We start from the raw sequence: 17,532 nt of genomic DNA on the forward strand, positions 1-17,532 counted from the left end.
GGGCTAGTGGGATTAATACGGTTGCAGAAGCAAAAATGTTCTTCCAGTCAATGCCTCAGCTTGATTATTCCAGCCCTGAAGCATTACAGAATTCGGTGAAAATAATTGACCAATACACGAAGGCATTTAATTCAAGGAATAACGCCAATCTAGGTGCACCATCAAGCCAGAAATCAAGACAACAAGCCCCTCAAGCAGCGATTCAAGCATTAAAGCAAGATCCATCATTAGCACCTCAATTCAAAGCTAAATACGGATATCTACCATAAGGATAATTGCATGGCTAATTTCTTTGATCAATTTGATGAGCAAAAATTACCTAATGGTATGATTGAGAAAGGTAATATTGATATTCATAATCGGCCAGTGGTGAAAAATGAAGACGGTAGCATAAGTACCGTTAGGAGTTTGTCGGCAAACATTGATGGAATGGAGGTGTTAATACCCACAGTTAGTGATGATGGCAGGATCATGTCTGACGACGAAGCTATTGATAACTACCTAAGAACAGGTAAGCACTTAGGTATGTTTTCAACACCAGAAGACGCTACAGCTTATGCCGAAAGCTTACATAATCAACAAGCAGAAGAATACCTACCGCAAGAAAGGAATTTTTTTGATCAGTTCGACGCATCGGCACAACAAGAACAAGGCCCTCAACCAGCACAGCCAGAAAATAGTTATATCGCCGGCATGAAGCAAATCAACCAGAATCTTTCTCAAGGGTTACAGCAATCGTCTGATGACGCCAAAAGTTTCCGTGAAAACGTAATAGATGCCTTCACTGGTGAAAGCAAGATGACTCCTGAAGTTCAAGGGCTAGAGGGGATCATGTCTTCGCCAGAAATGAATGCATTTAATACTGACGCAATGAAAGCGGCTTGGGTGCAAATGTTCGGCAACGACAACGACTTTGTAAAAGTGATCGGGAATATGGGAGGCAAGGTATCTCAAGATGAAAAGGGGAACCTGTTAGTTGACTTACCATCTGGACGATATGCATTAAATAAGCCTGGTCTATCAGCTGAAGATATCATGCCGTTTATCGCGAACGCGGCCGCATTCACTCCAGCTGGGAGAGCATCAACTGTATTAGGCGCTACCGCAAAATCAGCAGGAACAGACTTGGCATTACAATCATCAGTAAACATGGCTGGCGGTGGTGATATTAACCCACTACAAACAGCATTATCAGCAGGACTTGGAGGTGGATTTAAAGCGGCAGAGAAGCTTGTTAATAGTGGTTATCGGGTAGCAACCGGTAAGCCAACTCAAGAGGCATCTGAGCTGTCGGAATTCGCTAAGCAGAATAATGTTCCTTTATACACAACTGACGTTGTACCTCCGCAATCAAAAACTGGAAGGTTAGCTCAAGGGGCTGCTGAAAACATACCTTTTGCTGGTACGGCAGGTTTGCGTTCAAACCAACAAGAGGCGAGGAGTAAACTTGTTCGTGATTTCGCAGACAGGTTTGGAGAGTACGATCCTAGCCAAGTTGTTGAGAGTTTAAAGCGAAAAACATCAACAATAAAACAGGCGGCTGGTGAAAGGTTAGAGTCAATCCAGAATGAGTTATCTGGTGTGCCTATCACACCTAACCGAGCAATAAATCAGATTGATAGCGAAATAGCTAAATTATCTAAACTTGGGGAGGTTGCTGATACACAGACCATCTCAAAATTGCAGTCTTACAGGAATGAGCTTGCATCTGGTAACGTTGATATTTCTCAATTAAGAGACTTAAGGACTCAATTTAGACAAGGCGTTAAGGGTGAAAGAATGGCTATGCCTAATCGCTCTGACGCTGCGATAAATAGAGTTTATAAAGCCATGTCTGATGACGCTAGTGATGCAATATCATCAAACTTAGGAGCTGATGCTTTACGCAAATATAACCAAGCCAATGCTATCTATGCAGATGAAGCAAATAAAATATTAAATACTCGATTGAAGAACATCTTAACCAAAGGTGATTTAACTCCAGAGGTGGTTAACAATATTTTATTTAGTAAAAACAAATCTGAAATTAGGAGTTTATATAACTCAGTTGACACTCGTGGTCGCGCTCAAATGAGGAATGCCATTATTGGTAAAGCAATTGAGAAAGCGGGAGACTCTCCAGATCAGTTCTTGAGGCAACTAAATATTATGTCAAACCAAACAGGGATAGCATTTAGAGGTCAAGATGCTATTTATATAAATGGCTTGAAAAAGTATTTAGAAGCAACAAAACAAGCCGCAAAAGCCGGTGTCACAACGCCAACTGGTCAGCAAGCAATCCCATTCATACTTGGCCTAGGCGCGGCCATAAAACCATCAACCGCAATTGGTGCTGGAACTTATGGCGTACTAGCTCGCATTTATGAAAGCAAACCAGTTAGAGAGGCGGTGATGAGATTAGCAGGAACTCCGGCAGGAACAAGTAAGTTTGAAAAAGCCGTCTCTACAATATCACAAAGTTTAAGTTCTGGAACGCAGGCTGAAAGCAGGAATTAATCAATTGGGCTATGGACAGCCAACAAAATAACAACACCGCTTAATTGCGGTTTTTTTACGTCCAAAATACGCCAGATTAAAACTGGTGCGATTGCTCACACTTGGAGAAAGCAATGTCTGATATTATCCCTAATGTCGTCGTATCAATGCCATCACAATTATTCACTCTTGCAAAGAAATTCCAAGCGGCGAGTAATGGTAAGATTTTTATTGGCAAGATTGATACAGATCCAACATTACCAGAAAACCAAATTCAGGTTTATTTAGAAAATGAAGATGGTTCTCATATTCCTGTGTCTCAGCCTTTAATTATCAATCAGGCTGGATTCCCCGTTTACAATGGTCAGATATCAAAATTCGTGACAGTTGAAGGTCACAGTATGGCTGTTTATGACAGCCATGGTGCTCAACAACATTATTATCCAAATATTTTGAAGTATGACCCTGACCAACTACGAGGTGACCTACTCAGTGAACATGGTGGCGATAATGTTTTTGTAGGTAACACCTCAATATCATCAATAATTACAAAGACAAAATATACTCGCATTGGTAACTTTATTGATGGATGTACTGTAAATTCTGATTTGGAGTGTGTTAAGTTTGGTGATTTCTATTATGCGGTTAGGAATAGAGATTCATTACCTATTTTTGTTAGCCCCAACTCATCACCAGATGAATCATGGATCTGTGTTGGTGATGCTAATTTTGGTTATGAATCACATAGTATATTTAATTTTGGCGGTGTTGATGATAATGGAATAACTGATAATCGTGAGGCAATACAATTAGCTATTGAATATATGGAGTTTAGTGGATCGTTGCTGTTTACAAACTCTAGCCATGATGACAGATATTTTGGAATTAACTCATTTAATCCAGATGCTGATGGGAAACATTGTTTAATAATACGCAAGTTAAGGAATGTAAATATATTCGGTGGAAGAGATAGAAATTCTAGTATTAGATATACAGGAGGTATTGAGGGAGAATCATTAATAAAAATTGAATGTGGTAGATCTGACTGGGGGGCAAGGATTGAATCTTTAGGGGTTAGTGGTGGTAACAAATTAAACTATGTTTTATTCAGTAATGATTTTTGGTATGCAAATAGTTTATTTATCGGTGGCTGTTTTGAGGATGCTATTTTAGATGGTATACACGTATCAATGTATATGACATCATTTATTAGGGTATTATCTAATAATAATGGTAGAGATGGTTTTTCTTTTGGTGGACCAAATTCTGAAGGTGGGTGGATAAAAGGAACTTCAACTTCATTAAATATGCTAAACTGTTGGGCTAGGGCATGTAAACGATTTGGATATAAAGTATCTAACGAGTTATGGTATTCAAATTGGTCTAGTAATGGTTGTGATGGTGTTGGAGAAAGAACTGAAATTGCGTATTTTTTTGATATTGTTAAAGGGGTTTCTCTAGCATCCAATGGAGCAGAATTTGTTGAGCAATATTTGAAAGTGAATACTTTCAGAGGGTTGAATGTAAGTGGGATTCAAGTAGCAAACCTTAAGTCATCTAAAGCTGTAGATAGGTATTTAATTGAACTATCTTCTGGATTTAACGCGTCTTTTTCTGGATATGCTCCATATAATCAATTTGATGACCAATATGATTATATTGTATATGTTACAAACCCATCAGGAAATGAGTTTGTTTTATTCTTGGATGATAGTATACCATCATATGCTATCGGTCATGCTGTACTAGATTCAGGTAAATATTATAGATATCCTAAGATAATACATTACGCCGTATCTGATACAAGGGATCGTGGATTTGACAGATTTGGTTCATCTCTTTCAGTGCCAAAAGATGTTAATATGGTAAATAGTAGCACTTCTATACCAGATGGATTTATAACGAGAAAAATCAATGTTAGAAATATAAGTATAGAAAAAAATATACTATCAATCTCAGGGGCTAACTGTGAAGTTTTAATTAAAATAATAAGTACTGATTATAATTCAAAACAATCTTCTTCAGAGTATATTCTCACTAAAGTTAATGGGACATCAATTTTTAAAAAGGTAAATTCTTCAGGAAATGATGATTACTTCGTTTTGTCGTACTCGCAAAATAACATTTATTTATCAAGTAGTAGCTCACGTAATTTTTTCATAATAGAGTTTTTATTTTCTAGTCCTGACAATACTGCTTGTATTTTTAATATTTAATATAAAGTGGGGTTAATAACCCCACTTTATTAGCATTTACCAAATTTTATAGCTACGATTTTATCATTATAGTATATAGAGTATTCATTGTTGCATGATATTGGTTTTACGCCATCATTTTTAATTTTGTTAATAAATTCATTATATATTTTATCCTTACCATATGCTGGCTCAACTCGCATAACACCTTTTTGAGTAAGCATAAATGATGCTTGAAAACCAAATGCAGGTGTGACAAACATATCCACAATTTTATGATTATTTATAATCAATGATGTCGCTCTGCTGTAGCTAGGTTTTCCTGTTATTATCACTTTATCATAGTCACTTCCAATTTTATTCAAAATATCATAGTTAATCATATCAAAGAATGAAGATTCATAATCTCTTTGAGATGATACTGCATTAGATATGTAGTAACTCATTGATAATAGTGGAATAATAATAATGAAAATAGAGTATTTAAGATTATTTGTTGATAATATAGGTATTGATATCAACATTAAAAGCACGGGAAATGTAACAATAGTCCTTGCCATTATTGGAGGGTTTTTCAAAAAAATAGCAGGCCCAAGTAACGAAATAAAAAATATTACTATAGAGATAAATATTAGAAATAATAAACCAATGCGATTTTTATATTTATATAAAATAAAAGAATAACAAATAAAAGATAAAGAGAATAATATAATAAAAAATATTTTACTTCCATCATCAATAAAAATTAAGAAAATTAAATCTAGAACATCATTAAAAGTTTTACTTAATATAATTATTGAATCCAGATCGAATTCTATTAAATCACCTCTACTGTTTGATATTAAGAATATATACTTAATTATTATTAAGTATAAAAGGTAGGATACAATGAATATTAAAGATTTTTTGTAAATATTTATAAATGTTTCTTTGGTGCTTTTTTTTGATAAAGCCATGCATAGGATATCAATGGACATCATAGCTAAAAATATATTATAGCAAGGTTGGTAAAGAGAAAGAGACAACACGCCAAATATTATTGAAAATAAAACATATAATGGTAAGCTTTTATTTTTGTATGTATATGAACAAATGGATAACAATATTGCAAATGACATTTGTATAGAATCAAATCTATACATCATATTTTGAATGAAGAATGGATTTAATATAAATATCAAAGATATTATTGATGAGTTTTTTATTTCATATTTATCTAGTATATTTGTTTTTATTAAAAGACATGATATTGATAAAAAAACACATGAGTAAATTATATTTAACGGAAATATATCAATTAAAAAATCTCCACTGGATGTAATTATTCTTGAAAAATAATTAGCTAGTGGTCGCCCTAACACATCCCATCCGTAATAACCTGTCAAGTTTCTATGTAAATCATCTCTATAATAAATACCATTATTTATGATGGGGAAATAAAAAATTAATGATGCCATTATAAACATAAAAAAAATGTTTTTATTTTTACTTATCATTTTTTATTGTCCTTTAACAAGTATTTAGGTCTTTTCTTGCTTTCAACATATATCCTCCCGATATATTCACCAAGAACACCAATACCAATAAGCTGAATACCACCAAGAAATAAAATAGAAACCAGAAGAGACGGGTATCCCGGCACAGGGTTTCCCCAAATCAGCTTATCTATAATCATCCAGCCACCATAAACAAATGAAATGGCGCCAACAAATAAACCAATATAAGTCCACATACGGAGTGGAAAGGTTGAAAAACTGGTGATCCCTTCTAATGCAAGGTTCCAAAGTTTCCAGCCATTAAACTTGGATTCACCAGCGGAACGTTCAGCACGAGAATATTCGACGATATCTACTTTCCCTCCCACCCAAGATAGAACACCTTTCATAAATAAGTTGCGTTCAGGAAGCAATTTAATATTCTCAACTGTTTCACGAGACATTAAACGGAAATCACCCACGTTTTCTTCAATCTTTGGTGTGCTGATTTTATTATGCAGTTTATAAAACCATTCTGCTGTTTTGCGTTTCAACCAACCATCAGTAGATCGGTCAGTTCTTTTTGCTAAAACAACATCAGCACCTTGTTTCCACTTTTCTATTAATTGGGGGATAACTTCTATTGGGTCTTGAAGGTCAACATCAATAGGGATTATTGCTTCACCAGTGGCATGATCTAATCCTGCAAAAAGTGCAGGTTCTTTACCAAAGTTTCTAGTAAAACTTAATGCTACTACTTGCTCATCAGCTAACGACAACGCATTGATGATATTTTCAGTTGAATCTTTACTGCCATCATTAATAAAAATAATTTCAACGTCATATTTTTTTTAGTTCTTCATTTTCATGAACCGTTTTATAAAAAATAGGTATTGCTTCTTCTTCATTGAAAACTGGAACAACTAAAGAAATCTTCATTACTCTATTCCTTTAAAGACAAATAATTTTGAGTAGAAAAATCCAAGAACAAGACTAATTGCTGAGAATGCAACTAAGGTAATTATTGGCATTGCATTGAGTTTATCGGCTATAAATCCAGTCAGATAACTTAACACACCCATGAATACTGTGAATGCAATGTATCTCCTACCAGTTGCTTTCTTCTTAAATGTAAACTTAGCGTTAGCAAAAAAGGAGAAGGTAACAGCAACGATGAATGCGATCAGGTTCGCAGTAGCCTGTGTTGTGGTAACTAAGTAAACAAAAATACCAAACACTACCCAATGCAAGAGAGTGTTAATAATGCCAACAGAGAAGTATCGTGCAAATAACTGGAGCATATTAAATTATCTATAATAAAAATTGATGGGTGAGTTTAGCACTAATGTAAATTTAGGTCAGTAGTGGATATGCATACAACCATTTAGTTTTTGGAGAGTATAGCAGGGTGGGAGAATTTTGGAGTGTGTCATTTTTGTGTCGTACACAACGACACATCAATGACATTGTGAGGTGATTAACGACACGTAACGACACAAAACTAAATGCGAACAAGGATAAATCTAGTTATTTCATGGTGTTAAATGATGCTCTACGTTCTTCTAAGCCGTAGGTCACAGGTTCGAATCCTGTAGGGCGTACCATTTAAAATCAACACCTTATGCGATTTTTAAAAAAATCTGCGAGATATGCGGGTCAAGTAACGGGTCAAATTAGCATTACCATTTTTCACTTCTAACCCACTCTTCATAGACATGCTCTGGCTAATCTAAAAATGTGCCGGCTTTCGTTTTTTGTGGTTTTGGAAACTCCTTTCTCTTTGCATACATTCTCCATGACGTAGTTTTACTTTTCTCTGTCAATTAAATTGGGCTGTGTTGATAACAGTATTGAAACGCCACTCGACGTTAATAAACAGTCACTTATTTGGAACGACTCTGCAGTTATAGAGGACGGTTCTATTCTCGTGAAAATGCGTGAGATAGAAGAAGCACAGAAAGCGGAAAAAATGCAGACGGAAAGAAGAGGAAGAAAGCTAGGATAGCATAAATAACATTCATTCATATTAATATAAAAAGATAATCACAATATAATAAATCTTTATATTGTGATTATCAATTATTCTAAAAATTAGACACCAAAGTTAAAAGTGAGAACAGCCTCCCCGATAAAATCTAAACCATTAGATAAATCTATTCCTTTTTTACTTAATTCATCTTTAGATAAAATAAAGGTGCCATTTGAATTACCATGCCTGAAATTTGATTGGAAAACTTCACCTGGAATTAGAGCCAGGGCGTTTTTATCAACGCCTGATTGTTGTTCTGATGTCCAACCATTAGTTGGCCCTTTGTATAGGACGTTGTTGTAGCTTTTTCCTGTAATTGCAACATCGTTTGCCCGTGAAATAAATGCTGGTTTACCATCGACCGTAGCATCACTCCATATGAAATCAGCCGCTCCAACTGTATTTTCAGGATTTGCTTTATCAACTAAATGAAACCATTCTGACGTATTATTAACACTTAATTCCGTGTCACCATAAGTATCAGACGCAACAAATGTTAAATATGTTTTTGCATCGCATTCAACCGTAACGACATTATGAGCTACAATGCCAGAGTAAGAGTAAATTTTCGATTGAGGGATAAGTGATGGGCTTATTCTTCCATAATCAAAAAGGACATCACTTTGTGTCGCCCCATTAATAGTACAAGTTGGCGGCTTAATATCACCGTTGATTTTTAAGTTAGCTACAGGGGATTTAGCCAACACTGGCGTAGATATTATCGCCAGCATAGTAAGGCTAAGTAATACTTTTTTCATAAAATTATTCCTTTTTAGAGGATAAATAACAAAGCAATATTATATAATACACATTCTGTTTATTTATTTAATGTTAAAAGAATATGTATTTTTAATATGTCTAATTAAGACTTTCTTAAATTGAGTTTATTTTACTATCCGATATTATTTAAAAGAAAGAATTAAAAATAGAGTGTTAACTTAGATGTGGTAAGTGTGGGTTTTATATTGATTAAATAAGACGTGTAATTAGATACTCTTATTTTGATGGTTTTATATTGCCATATAAATATAATTAAATTAACAAAATTTAGAACACTTATCTTTAATAAAATCCTCTTCTTTATTTTTGCTTGCTATAAGCCCTTGTGATGGTTAAATAGAATTGTAAATTTTTGTTTAATTATCATAAGGGCTTTTTGATGAAAAAAATATTTATGGTTGCCGTTATATCTTCCTTATTAGTTGGCTGTAAGGTTGATTTAGAAACGAAAATAAATACAGATAACTTATTGTCTAGTGAGCAAAATATTGTTAAAGGAGATATTAATTTCGAAGTCTCTTCATGTAATGATTTTGAAGACTCAAGGAAAGAGTCTAAGTCATTGATAGAATTAAAAAATAAAGTTCCTGAGATTTTCAGAGATGCGGAATATGTTGAATGTTATAAGCAAAAACTTAATTCATTCGCCCATTTCTCAATACCTGTTGGTGTTGGCAAGGTTGAAGACGGCCAAAATACTGTTGATACGGATCTAATGGTCTTCTCTTACAAAGAGATATTGGCGGGGGTTTATGCTTCAGAAGGGGTAATTAAAAGGATCAAGCAAGCAGAAAAAAATTCACATCAAAAGATGGATTTTAGTATCAGCATTATTCTTATGCCCGGTAACGTGAAAATGGATAAGGTAGTTGCGTTAGGCGTGACATTTACAGGAGATACATCTAAAAATGATCCAGTATTAATAAGCAGAATTAAATTTGGCAATAAACCACTGACTTTTAAATTATCAGATGTGTCAGTAAACCAATTAATGCAATACGGTATGGTTCCATTCTTAGTAACTCCTGAATATTTCACACTATATAAGTAACAGATATATCATCATATTAAAGCCCTTTAACGATGAGTTGGGGCTTAATTATGATGAGTAAATAGTTAGTCATTGACAAGTTGGCATTGGAATTAAAATAGTTTTTGGACACCTTAAAAAACCCATAAAGACGGTCTAAAAAATTGATATACAGAACATCAATAACGCACTGTGCACTGATAACGGGTTATTAGTCGCCAATCAATGAGGTAAAAATCTTCTGATAAATTGCATGTACAAGGCTCTGTTTTTTCAGGTTATAATCTTGAGTCGTCTTTACATTATGCTTAGCAAGCTGTTTAATCGCCGCATAATTGGCTAAATCATCAGGATGTGTTGTTAACCATTGCTTGAATAATAGGTGGCGCCAATGTTCGGGACAATTTTTTCCAAATACATGTAAGTTAACCATCGGATTACTCAGTTTAAGCATACGGTGCTGATACCATGAAGGCTCACGAATAATGAGTTCATAGCCCAATGCCTCTAATTGAGGAATATAAGATGATTCATCTTTAGGATTTTCTATAATTAAATCGATATCGATTATTGGCTTAGCAGCCAATCCTGCAACCGCAGTAGATCCTATGTGCTCAATTGATAATGCTATATCTGACAATGCATTCTGAATTAACGATTTTTGTTCATTAAATTGTATAAGCCAATTAGGATTATGGGGGACAATTTCAATGTGTATTTGGGCAGGTTTCCCTTTAACCCAAGGGTTTTCCGTCGGATCACCTTCTTCAAAAGTACAAATATCCATTTTTTGTTGTGGTGTAAATTGATCTTTAAACATGACAATATCTAATCCCATAAAATATCAAAATTAACATGTTAGGTAATGATGTTACTATTATCACTTTTACCTAAGAGCTGTAAATCGATAGTTTATTAATATTGACATAAAAAGATAATCACAATACAAAAATTAATTTCATTATATTGTGATTATCAATTATTTTTTAGGTTTAGACACCAAAGTTAAAAGTGAGAACAGCCTCGCCGATAAAATCTAATCCGTTAGAAATATCTATGCCTTTTTTATTTAATGAATCTTTAGATAAAATAAATGCAGAAGATGCTTTCCCTGCTGAAATGCTGGTAGAAAAAATCTGACCTGGCATTAAATCTAAACTATTTTTATCTACATTTTCTTGTTGTTTTGTCGTCCAACCATTAGTGACTTCTTTAACTATAACAGTTTTATTATCTGAAAAACCTACCGTTGCATCATTTGCCCGGCTAATAAATGCGGGTTTTCCATCTACAGTCACATTGTACCAAACGAATAGTATTCCCCCCACGGAAGTGTCTACCTGGTCTTTATTAACCAGGTGAAATATCCCACTAGCTTTAGTTTTACTGGTTTGATCAAGATCAAGCTGACTGTTTACATAAGTATCAGTGGCTTTAAATGTAAGATAAGTGTTTGCATCGCATTCAATAGTGACGTTAGTCGAGGTTGTATTATGAGGATATATATAATTTGATGATTTAGGGATCAGCGATGGACTAATTTTACCTAAATCAAAAATAACATCACTTTGTGTTGCGCCATTAATAGTACAAGTTGGTGGTTTGATATCACCATTGATTTTCAAATTAGCGATAGGCGTTTTAGCCAATACTGGCGTTGATATTACAGTCAGCATAACAAGACTGAGTAATGTTTTTTTCATATAATTATTCCTTTTTATAAAGTAGACAACAAACTAATATACATATGATACACCTTTTATTTATTTAATTAATAATGAGTAAGTATATATTTCTAATTTCTCTAATTAAGACTTTCTTAATTTGATGTTATTTTAATAGTAGGTTTTATTTAAATAATTCAAGTTTAACTTTTTATTTTTAATAGGTTGGATGTGGCAGTGAAATTATGATAAATAACGTATCTTATTTTGATTTTTTTATTTGAACTCTATAATCTTCCTATCAATATTTAATTAAATTAATAATTCATTTAAATAGAACTCGATAATAAGTATTTATTATAGGCATAATAGATAGCGAGATTATGCCACAATAATGTATAACTCATATATGATTTGACGTATGTGTTTGATGGGGGTATTTTTAAGCTAAAGATCGTAAAGGGGGATACATGAAACCATTACAACTGTTTAAAATTTTAGGTGATCAAACCAGACTAGATATCGTATTGCTTTTAAAAGCATCTGGTGAGCTATGTGTTTGTGATATCTATACTGCCTTAAATTTATCGCAACCCAAGACATCTCGACACTTAGCTATGCTGAGAGAGTCGGGTCTTTTGCTCGATTCGAAGCAAGGCAAATGGGTTCATTATCGATTATCTCCTGTATTACTACCGTGGGTGAAAAGTATCATTGATATAACTTATACCACAGAGAAAAATAGAGTTGCAGATTTACTCAAGATCCTAGAGAAAAAAGAGTCTGGTCATCGTTGTTCTGTGTAAAAAATTTAACTAAATATATTCGAAAAAACATATATGATTAGGTGTGTGTGAATGCACCTTTTAAACGAGGTTGTTATGTTTGTTGCTGCATTAATTTTTGTTTTAACGATCACCTTGGTTATCTGGCAGCCGAAAGGGTTGGGTATTGGTTGGAGTGCAACGGCCGGCGCTATATTGGCACTCCTTTTTGGTGTGATCAGTTTTCAAGATATTCCGACTGTTTGGAACATTGTGTGGAATGCCACAGCGACATTTGTTGCAGTAATTATTATTAGCCTACTTTTAGATGAAAGTGGCTTTTTTGAATGGGCGGCATTACATGTTGCCAAGTGGGGGGGTGGGAAAGGAAGATTACTATTCAGTTATATCGTGCTACTTGGTGCAATGGTTGCTGCTTTATTTGCTAATGATGGTGCAGCATTGATACTAACACCTATTGTGATTGCGATGTTACTTGCACTTGGTTTCAACAAAGGTACGACATTAGCCTTTGTTATGGCAGCTGGGTTTATCGCAGACACAGCGAGCTTGCCGCTGATTGTTTCGAACCTCGTGAATATCGTTTCTGCGGACTTCTTTAATATTGGATTTACTGAATATGCATCAATTATGGTGCCAGTCGATATTGCGGGAATTGTTGCAACGCTTGTGATGCTACATTGGTTTTTCCGTAAAGATATTCCTAACCAATATGATGTTAAAAAGCTGAGTGAGCCAGCTTTAGCTATTAAGGATATGACTACGTTTAAAGCAGGCTGGCTTGTATTGTTGTTATTGCTCATTGGTTTTTTTATTTTAGAGCCATTAGGCATTCCTGTTAGTGCAATAGCGGCAATTGGCGCTTTAATTCTTTGGGTAATTGCAGCCAAAGGCCGTACGATTAACACTAAAAAAGTGTTGCGTGGCGCACCGTGGCAAATCGTCATTTTCTCTTTAGGTATGTACTTGGTTGTTTATGGTTTAAGAAATGCAGGATTAACTAATTATCTTTCTGAAATACTTAATTACCTTGCTGATAAAGGGTTATGGATAGCAACAATTGGTACGGGATTTATTACCGCCTTTTTATCATCAATAATGAATAATATGCCAACGGTATTAATTGGTGCTCTATCCATAGAAGGAAGTGACGCGACAGGGGTAATTCAACAAGCGATGATTTATGCCAATGTGATTGGTGCTGATTTGGGGCCAAAAATTACACCAATAGGTAGCTTGGCAACATTATTGTGGCTACATGTTTTATCACAAAAAAATATGACGATCACATGGGGATATTATTTCAAAACAGGGATCATCATGACTATCCCTGTGCTCATTGTTACACTCGTTGCTTTAGTGCTTCGGCTTTCACTGTTTAATTAAGAGCAACACAGTGATTATCACCTGTTAAATTGTGACGTTTTGCTCTATCAACTTGTTTTGATTCGTAATTGTGGCGTTGCCAAATGATAAATAATCATCGGTTCAACGCCACTTATTAAATATAGTATTTTTAGATCTCAATTATTTTTGTACCAATCAATGTCGCTTTTCCACCAACTTGAACGCGAGTGACGTTTTTTGCTGTCGAATCAATAAATACGTCAATTAAAGAAGAGCATTGCATTGCTCTACCTTGTTCGAACAAAAATTGCCTTTTGTTTGGCAAAAGGTGATGAACAAGATAACACCCTAAAGCACCGCTCGAGCTACCTGTGGCTGATTCTTCGTTAATGCCATAGCGTGGTGCAAAGTTTCGGCAGTGGGCAGTAATATTTTGATCATGACTAAGTTCAAAGACATGAAAGCCGATAGTATCAAATTTATGGCTTAAAGCAGCGATAGCTTGATAGTCAGGCTGTAAGGCATCTAAATAGCCAAATTGTACGGGAACAAAAATATCGTTTAATCCTGTTGAGACAATCTCTATTGGTAAATCTGTCTTTTCTATCACTTCAGGTAGAATGCCCAGCGCCTTTGCGACATCGTTAACACAAGGCCCCTTACGGGTAATAGGAAGCGTTTGTTCCATCACAATATTATCGTGATTAATGGTAACGGTTAAAATTCCTGCCTTGGTTTTTTGGCTATAATCGCCAGGTTTGAGTAACTTAAGCGATGACAGAGTGAAAAAAACCGCTAATGTTGCATGCCCACAAAAATCAACTTCTCCTTCAGCAGTAAAAAAATCTACTTTAAAATCAGTGTCATCACCCGAATAGACAAATGCCGTTTCAGAAAATCCAACTTGTTGAGCAATGGCGATTTTTTGTTCTGTCGTTAGCTTGGGAGGATTGAGAACGACTCCGGCAGGGTTGCCACCGCAATGATCACGAGTAAATGAGTTTACCAAGTATACCTTGATACTGTTTTTCATTGATTGTGCGACTTGATTTTGCATTTACTCACCGTGTTTGAGGCTAACCGATTGATTTATAGTTGTTAAATAATGGGATAGCAGTACTTAATAGATAATTAATTTTGATGATGGGTAGGGCGTTATTTTTTAAGCAATTTGAATTATATAAATATCTAGTCTGAAAGAACAACACACTATTGAAATAAGCATCAATACGCATCTCTAAAATAGAGGAAAAGATTAACATTATTCCAACGTTATTTATCTGCCTGAATATTCTTTGATCAAAAAGTGCGTTAATAGATGAAATTATATTAACACCGCTATGATAAAAAACGCCATGATAATAGCTTTTTTAGTGAAAAATTTTGTATCAATGGTTATTTTTCTATCAGTTATTATGAACTTGATTTATATAAACCTAATGAAAATATTAAATTTTTTATTAAAAAAATTATTTTAATCCAATAATGCCTTAAATATTAACATCTTGAATCAATTGCTTACATTTTGAATATATTAGCTCATCCATATACTATTCACCAAAAAAATAATCACAACTGGTTTACTATTACGTTACAAATAGAATAAAATGCCGTGATTATATAATGATAATTATTCACTGCATGAAAGGAATTGTTTCGAAATGGCAATAAGTAGAAGAAAATTTATTCTTGGTGGCACAGTGGTTGCTGTTGCTGCAGGCGCTGGGATTTTAACACCTATGTTAACGCGAGAAGGGCGTTTTGTTCCTGGTACGCCGAGACATGGTTTTGTTGAGGGAACTGGCGGTCCATTACCGAAACAAGATGATGTTGTTGTAATTGGTGCGGGTATTTTAGGTATCATGACCGCGATTAACCTTGCTGAGCGTGGCTTATCTGTCACAATCGTTGAAAAAGGAAATATTGCCGGCGAACAATCATCTCGATTCTATGGTCAAGCTATTAGCTATAAAATGCCAGATGAAACCTTCTTATTACATCACCTCGGGAAGCACCGCTGGCGTGAAATGAACGCTAAAGTTGGTATTGATACCACTTATCGTACACAAGGTCGTGTAGAAGTTCCTTTAGATGAAGAAGATTTAGAAAACGTAAGAAAATGGATTGATGCTAAAAGCAAAGATGTTGGCTCAGACATTCCATTTAGAACAAAAATGATTGAAGGCGCTGAGTTAAAACAGCGTTTACGTGGCGCTACCACTGATTGGAAAATTGCTGGTTTCGAAGAAGACTCAGGAAGCTTCGATCCTGAAGTTGCGACTTTTGTGATGGCAGAATATGCCAAAAAAATGGGTATCAAAATTTTCACAAACTGTGCAGCCCGTGGTTTAGAAACGCAAGCTGGTGTTATTTCTGATGTTGTAACAGAAAAAGGACCAATTAAAACCTCTCGTGTTGTTGTCGCCGGTGGTGTTTGGTCACGTTTATTTATGCAGAACCTAAATGTTGATGTACCAACATTACCTGCTTATCAATCACAGCAATTAATTAGCGCAGCACCAAATGCGCCAGGTGGAAACGTTGCTTTACCCGGCGGAATTTTCTTCCGTGAGCAAGCGGATGGAACGTATGCAACTTCTCCTCGTGTCATTGTTGCTCCGGTAGTAAAAGAATCATTTACTTACGGCTATAAATATTTACCTCTGCTGGCTTTACCTGATTTCCCAGTACATATTTCGTTAAATGAGCAGTTGATTAATTCCTTTATGCAATCAACACATTGGGATCTTAATGAAGAGTCGCCATTTGAAAAATATCGTGATATGACCGCTCTGCCTGATCTGCCAGAATTAAATGCCTCACTGGAAAAACTGAAAAAAGAGTTCCCAGCATTTAAAGAATCAACGTTAATTGATCAGTGGAGTGGTGCGATGGCGATTGCACCAGATGAAAACCCAATTATCTCTGATGTTAAAGAGTATCCAGGTCTAGTTATTAATACTGCAACAGGTTGGGGAATGACCGAAAGCCCTGTATCAGCAGAAATTACAGCAGATTTATTATTAGGCAAAAAACCTGTATTAGATGCCAAACCATTTAGTCTGTATCGTTTCTAACTCTTTTTTTTGATAAGAAATGAAAGCCCTCTAATAAACCGCTTTGTTATTAACGGCGGTTTAAAAAGAGGGCTTAGTTATTTAATATTTAGTCAAGGTAAGACAACGGCCAATGTTTAAAGTAAATGTGATTAGCTTGCCAATCTACTTTTTCTACATTGTCACTGAGCAAATATTTAGCTACCGTAAAGGCAAATTCAAAGCTAACACCTAATCCTTTGGCACTGATAAATTTCCCATCAACAACAACATCTTGGTCAAGATAATGACCATCATCATATTTATCAGCAAGTTTATCACCAGTGCTGTAATAACGACCTTCAAGAAGATGATGTGCTGCTAATACTTTTGCACCGGAAGAGCATAGAGCACAAATGTATTTGTCTTGTGCAATATGGCGTTTAATAAAATCAATCACGAGTGAATTTGCACATAGACGATCTGTACCTTTAGGACCACCCGGCATCATTACTGCGTCATAACTGTGTGTGAATTTTTCGGTTAATAGGTAATCAGCACTGATCTTAGTGTTAAAATAGGTGTTTAATACCAGTGTATCCATGCAAGAAAGTACATCTACATGAATATCAAGGCGACGCATGATATCAATAAAAACAACCGCTTCACCTTCTTCAAAACCATCAGCCAATAAAACGGCAACCTGTTTCATTTTGT

Annotated in this window: 14 protein-coding genes and 2 pseudogenes; 8 read left to right on the forward strand and 8 right to left on the reverse strand. The window is 35.0% G+C overall.

Annotated features, from left to right (window positions below):
* The 3 genes and pseudogenes from ACYUCW_RS09570 to ACYUCW_RS09580 form a co-directional block, all read left to right on the forward strand.
* Positions 1-269 (forward strand): annotated as a pseudogene (locus tag ACYUCW_RS09570) (hypothetical protein); the annotation flags it as partial.
* Between the two features lie 10 nt (positions 270-279).
* Positions 280-2,496, forward strand: coding sequence for a lytic transglycosylase domain-containing protein (locus tag ACYUCW_RS09575; RefSeq protein WP_460408470.1), 2,217 nt, complete (start codon positions 280-282; stop codon positions 2,494-2,496).
* A 113-nt stretch (positions 2,497-2,609) separates the two neighbouring features.
* Complete coding sequence (locus ACYUCW_RS09580) at positions 2,610-4,691, forward strand: phage head-binding domain-containing protein (protein ID WP_460408472.1); 2,082 nt, start codon at positions 2,610-2,612, stop codon at positions 4,689-4,691.
* 29 nt (positions 4,692-4,720) lie between these two features.
* On the opposite strand, the gene ACYUCW_RS09585 is transcribed toward ACYUCW_RS09580, so the two are convergent.
* From ACYUCW_RS09585 to ACYUCW_RS09595, 3 genes and pseudogenes are all read right to left on the reverse strand, one after another.
* Entirely contained in the window at positions 4,721-6,166 is a 1,446-nt protein-coding gene (locus tag ACYUCW_RS09585) for a glucosyltransferase domain-containing protein (RefSeq protein ID WP_460408474.1), read from the reverse strand.
* Positions 6,163-7,084 (reverse strand): annotated as a pseudogene (locus ACYUCW_RS09590) (glycosyltransferase family 2 protein). Before ACYUCW_RS09590 ends, ACYUCW_RS09585 begins: the two are co-directional and overlap by 4 nt.
* On the reverse strand, positions 7,084-7,446 hold the full coding sequence (locus tag ACYUCW_RS09595) for a GtrA family protein (RefSeq protein ID WP_460408475.1): 363 nt from the start codon (positions 7,444-7,446) through the stop codon (positions 7,084-7,086). Before ACYUCW_RS09595 ends, ACYUCW_RS09590 begins: the two are co-directional and overlap by 1 nt.
* Positions 7,447-7,973: 527 nt before the next feature.
* Here ACYUCW_RS09595 and ACYUCW_RS09600 point away from each other — a divergent pair.
* Positions 7,974-8,150 (forward strand): phage tail fiber protein, encoded by a 177-nt coding sequence (locus ACYUCW_RS09600; RefSeq protein ID WP_441339154.1) that lies wholly within the window; start codon positions 7,974-7,976, stop codon positions 8,148-8,150.
* 86 nt (positions 8,151-8,236) lie between these two features.
* Here the strand turns inward: ACYUCW_RS09600 and ACYUCW_RS09605 are convergent, their stop codons facing one another.
* Complete coding sequence (locus ACYUCW_RS09605; protein WP_017627900.1) at positions 8,237-8,932, reverse strand: type 1 fimbrial protein; 696 nt, start codon at positions 8,930-8,932, stop codon at positions 8,237-8,239.
* 401 nt (positions 8,933-9,333) lie between these two features.
* Between ACYUCW_RS09605 and ACYUCW_RS09610 the strand changes: the two genes are divergently transcribed.
* Entirely contained in the window at positions 9,334-10,005 is a 672-nt protein-coding gene (locus ACYUCW_RS09610; RefSeq protein ID WP_004244239.1) for a DUF7424 family protein, read from the forward strand.
* Between the two features lie 190 nt (positions 10,006-10,195).
* On the opposite strand, the gene ACYUCW_RS09615 is transcribed toward ACYUCW_RS09610, so the two are convergent.
* Together ACYUCW_RS09615 and ACYUCW_RS09620 are read right to left on the reverse strand one after the other, a co-directional pair.
* Positions 10,196-10,822, reverse strand: coding sequence for a GrpB family protein (locus ACYUCW_RS09615; protein ID WP_049203217.1), 627 nt, complete (start codon positions 10,820-10,822; stop codon positions 10,196-10,198).
* A gap of 154 nt (positions 10,823-10,976) precedes the next feature.
* Positions 10,977-11,687, reverse strand: a complete 711-nt coding sequence (locus tag ACYUCW_RS09620) for a fimbrial protein (RefSeq protein ID WP_004244233.1) — start codon at positions 11,685-11,687, stop codon at positions 10,977-10,979.
* Positions 11,688-12,118: 431 nt separating this feature from the next.
* Here ACYUCW_RS09620 and ACYUCW_RS09625 point away from each other — a divergent pair, with 431 nt between their 5' ends.
* A complete protein-coding gene (locus tag ACYUCW_RS09625) occupies positions 12,119-12,454 on the forward strand; it encodes a metalloregulator ArsR/SmtB family transcription factor (protein WP_004244232.1) in 336 nt (111 codons plus the stop codon).
* 75 nt (positions 12,455-12,529) lie between these two features.
* Entirely contained in the window at positions 12,530-13,819 is a 1,290-nt protein-coding gene (locus tag ACYUCW_RS09630) for an arsenic transporter (RefSeq protein WP_012368266.1), read from the forward strand.
* A gap of 130 nt (positions 13,820-13,949) precedes the next feature.
* Here the strand turns inward: ACYUCW_RS09630 and ACYUCW_RS09635 are convergent, their stop codons facing one another.
* On the reverse strand, positions 13,950-14,837 hold the full coding sequence (locus ACYUCW_RS09635) for a PhzF family phenazine biosynthesis protein (RefSeq protein ID WP_004248622.1): 888 nt from the start codon (positions 14,835-14,837) through the stop codon (positions 13,950-13,952).
* A 604-nt stretch (positions 14,838-15,441) separates the two neighbouring features.
* On the opposite strand from ACYUCW_RS09635, the gene ACYUCW_RS09640 reads away from it, so the two are divergent.
* Positions 15,442-16,857: an NAD(P)/FAD-dependent oxidoreductase gene (locus tag ACYUCW_RS09640; RefSeq protein WP_004248621.1), complete on the forward strand. Its 1,416-nt coding sequence runs from the start codon at positions 15,442-15,444 to the stop codon at positions 16,855-16,857.
* Positions 16,858-16,945: 88 nt separating this feature from the next.
* Here the strand turns inward: ACYUCW_RS09640 and ACYUCW_RS09645 are convergent, their stop codons facing one another.
* A complete protein-coding gene (locus tag ACYUCW_RS09645) occupies positions 16,946-17,527 on the reverse strand; it encodes a DJ-1/PfpI family protein (protein ID WP_004244223.1) in 582 nt (193 codons plus the stop codon).
* Positions 17,528-17,532: the final 5 nt, after the last annotated feature.

The sequence above is a fragment of the Proteus sp. MB838 genome (assembly GCF_054767435.1).

What these genes read in the sequence shown, in the direction of transcription:
- ACYUCW_RS09575 (WP_460408470.1), top strand. Translation starts at nt 280, where the DNA reads ATGGCTAATTTCTTTGATCAATTTGATGAGCAAAAATTACCTAATGGT.
- ACYUCW_RS09580 (WP_460408472.1), top strand. Translation starts at nt 2,610, where the DNA reads ATGTCTGATATTATCCCTAATGTCGTCGTATCAATGCCATCACAATTA.
- ACYUCW_RS09585 (WP_460408474.1), bottom strand. Translation starts at nt 6,166, where the DNA reads ATGATAAGTAAAAATAAAAACATTTTTTTTATGTTTATAATGGCATCA.
- ACYUCW_RS09595 (WP_460408475.1), bottom strand. Translation starts at nt 7,446, where the DNA reads ATGCTCCAGTTATTTGCACGATACTTCTCTGTTGGCATTATTAACACT.
- ACYUCW_RS09605 (WP_017627900.1), bottom strand. Translation starts at nt 8,932, where the DNA reads ATGAAAAAAGTATTACTTAGCCTTACTATGCTGGCGATAATATCTACG.
- ACYUCW_RS09610 (WP_004244239.1), top strand. Translation starts at nt 9,334, where the DNA reads ATGAAAAAAATATTTATGGTTGCCGTTATATCTTCCTTATTAGTTGGC.
- ACYUCW_RS09615 (WP_049203217.1), bottom strand. Translation starts at nt 10,822, where the DNA reads ATGGGATTAGATATTGTCATGTTTAAAGATCAATTTACACCACAACAA.
- ACYUCW_RS09620 (WP_004244233.1), bottom strand. Translation starts at nt 11,687, where the DNA reads ATGAAAAAAACATTACTCAGTCTTGTTATGCTGACTGTAATATCAACG.
- ACYUCW_RS09625 (WP_004244232.1), top strand. Translation starts at nt 12,119, where the DNA reads ATGAAACCATTACAACTGTTTAAAATTTTAGGTGATCAAACCAGACTA.
- ACYUCW_RS09630 (WP_012368266.1), top strand. Translation starts at nt 12,530, where the DNA reads ATGTTTGTTGCTGCATTAATTTTTGTTTTAACGATCACCTTGGTTATC.
- ACYUCW_RS09635 (WP_004248622.1), bottom strand. Translation starts at nt 14,837, where the DNA reads ATGCAAAATCAAGTCGCACAATCAATGAAAAACAGTATCAAGGTATAC.
- ACYUCW_RS09640 (WP_004248621.1), top strand. Translation starts at nt 15,442, where the DNA reads ATGGCAATAAGTAGAAGAAAATTTATTCTTGGTGGCACAGTGGTTGCT.
- ACYUCW_RS09645 (WP_004244223.1), bottom strand. Translation starts at nt 17,527, where the DNA reads ATGAAACAGGTTGCCGTTTTATTGGCTGATGGTTTTGAAGAAGGTGAA.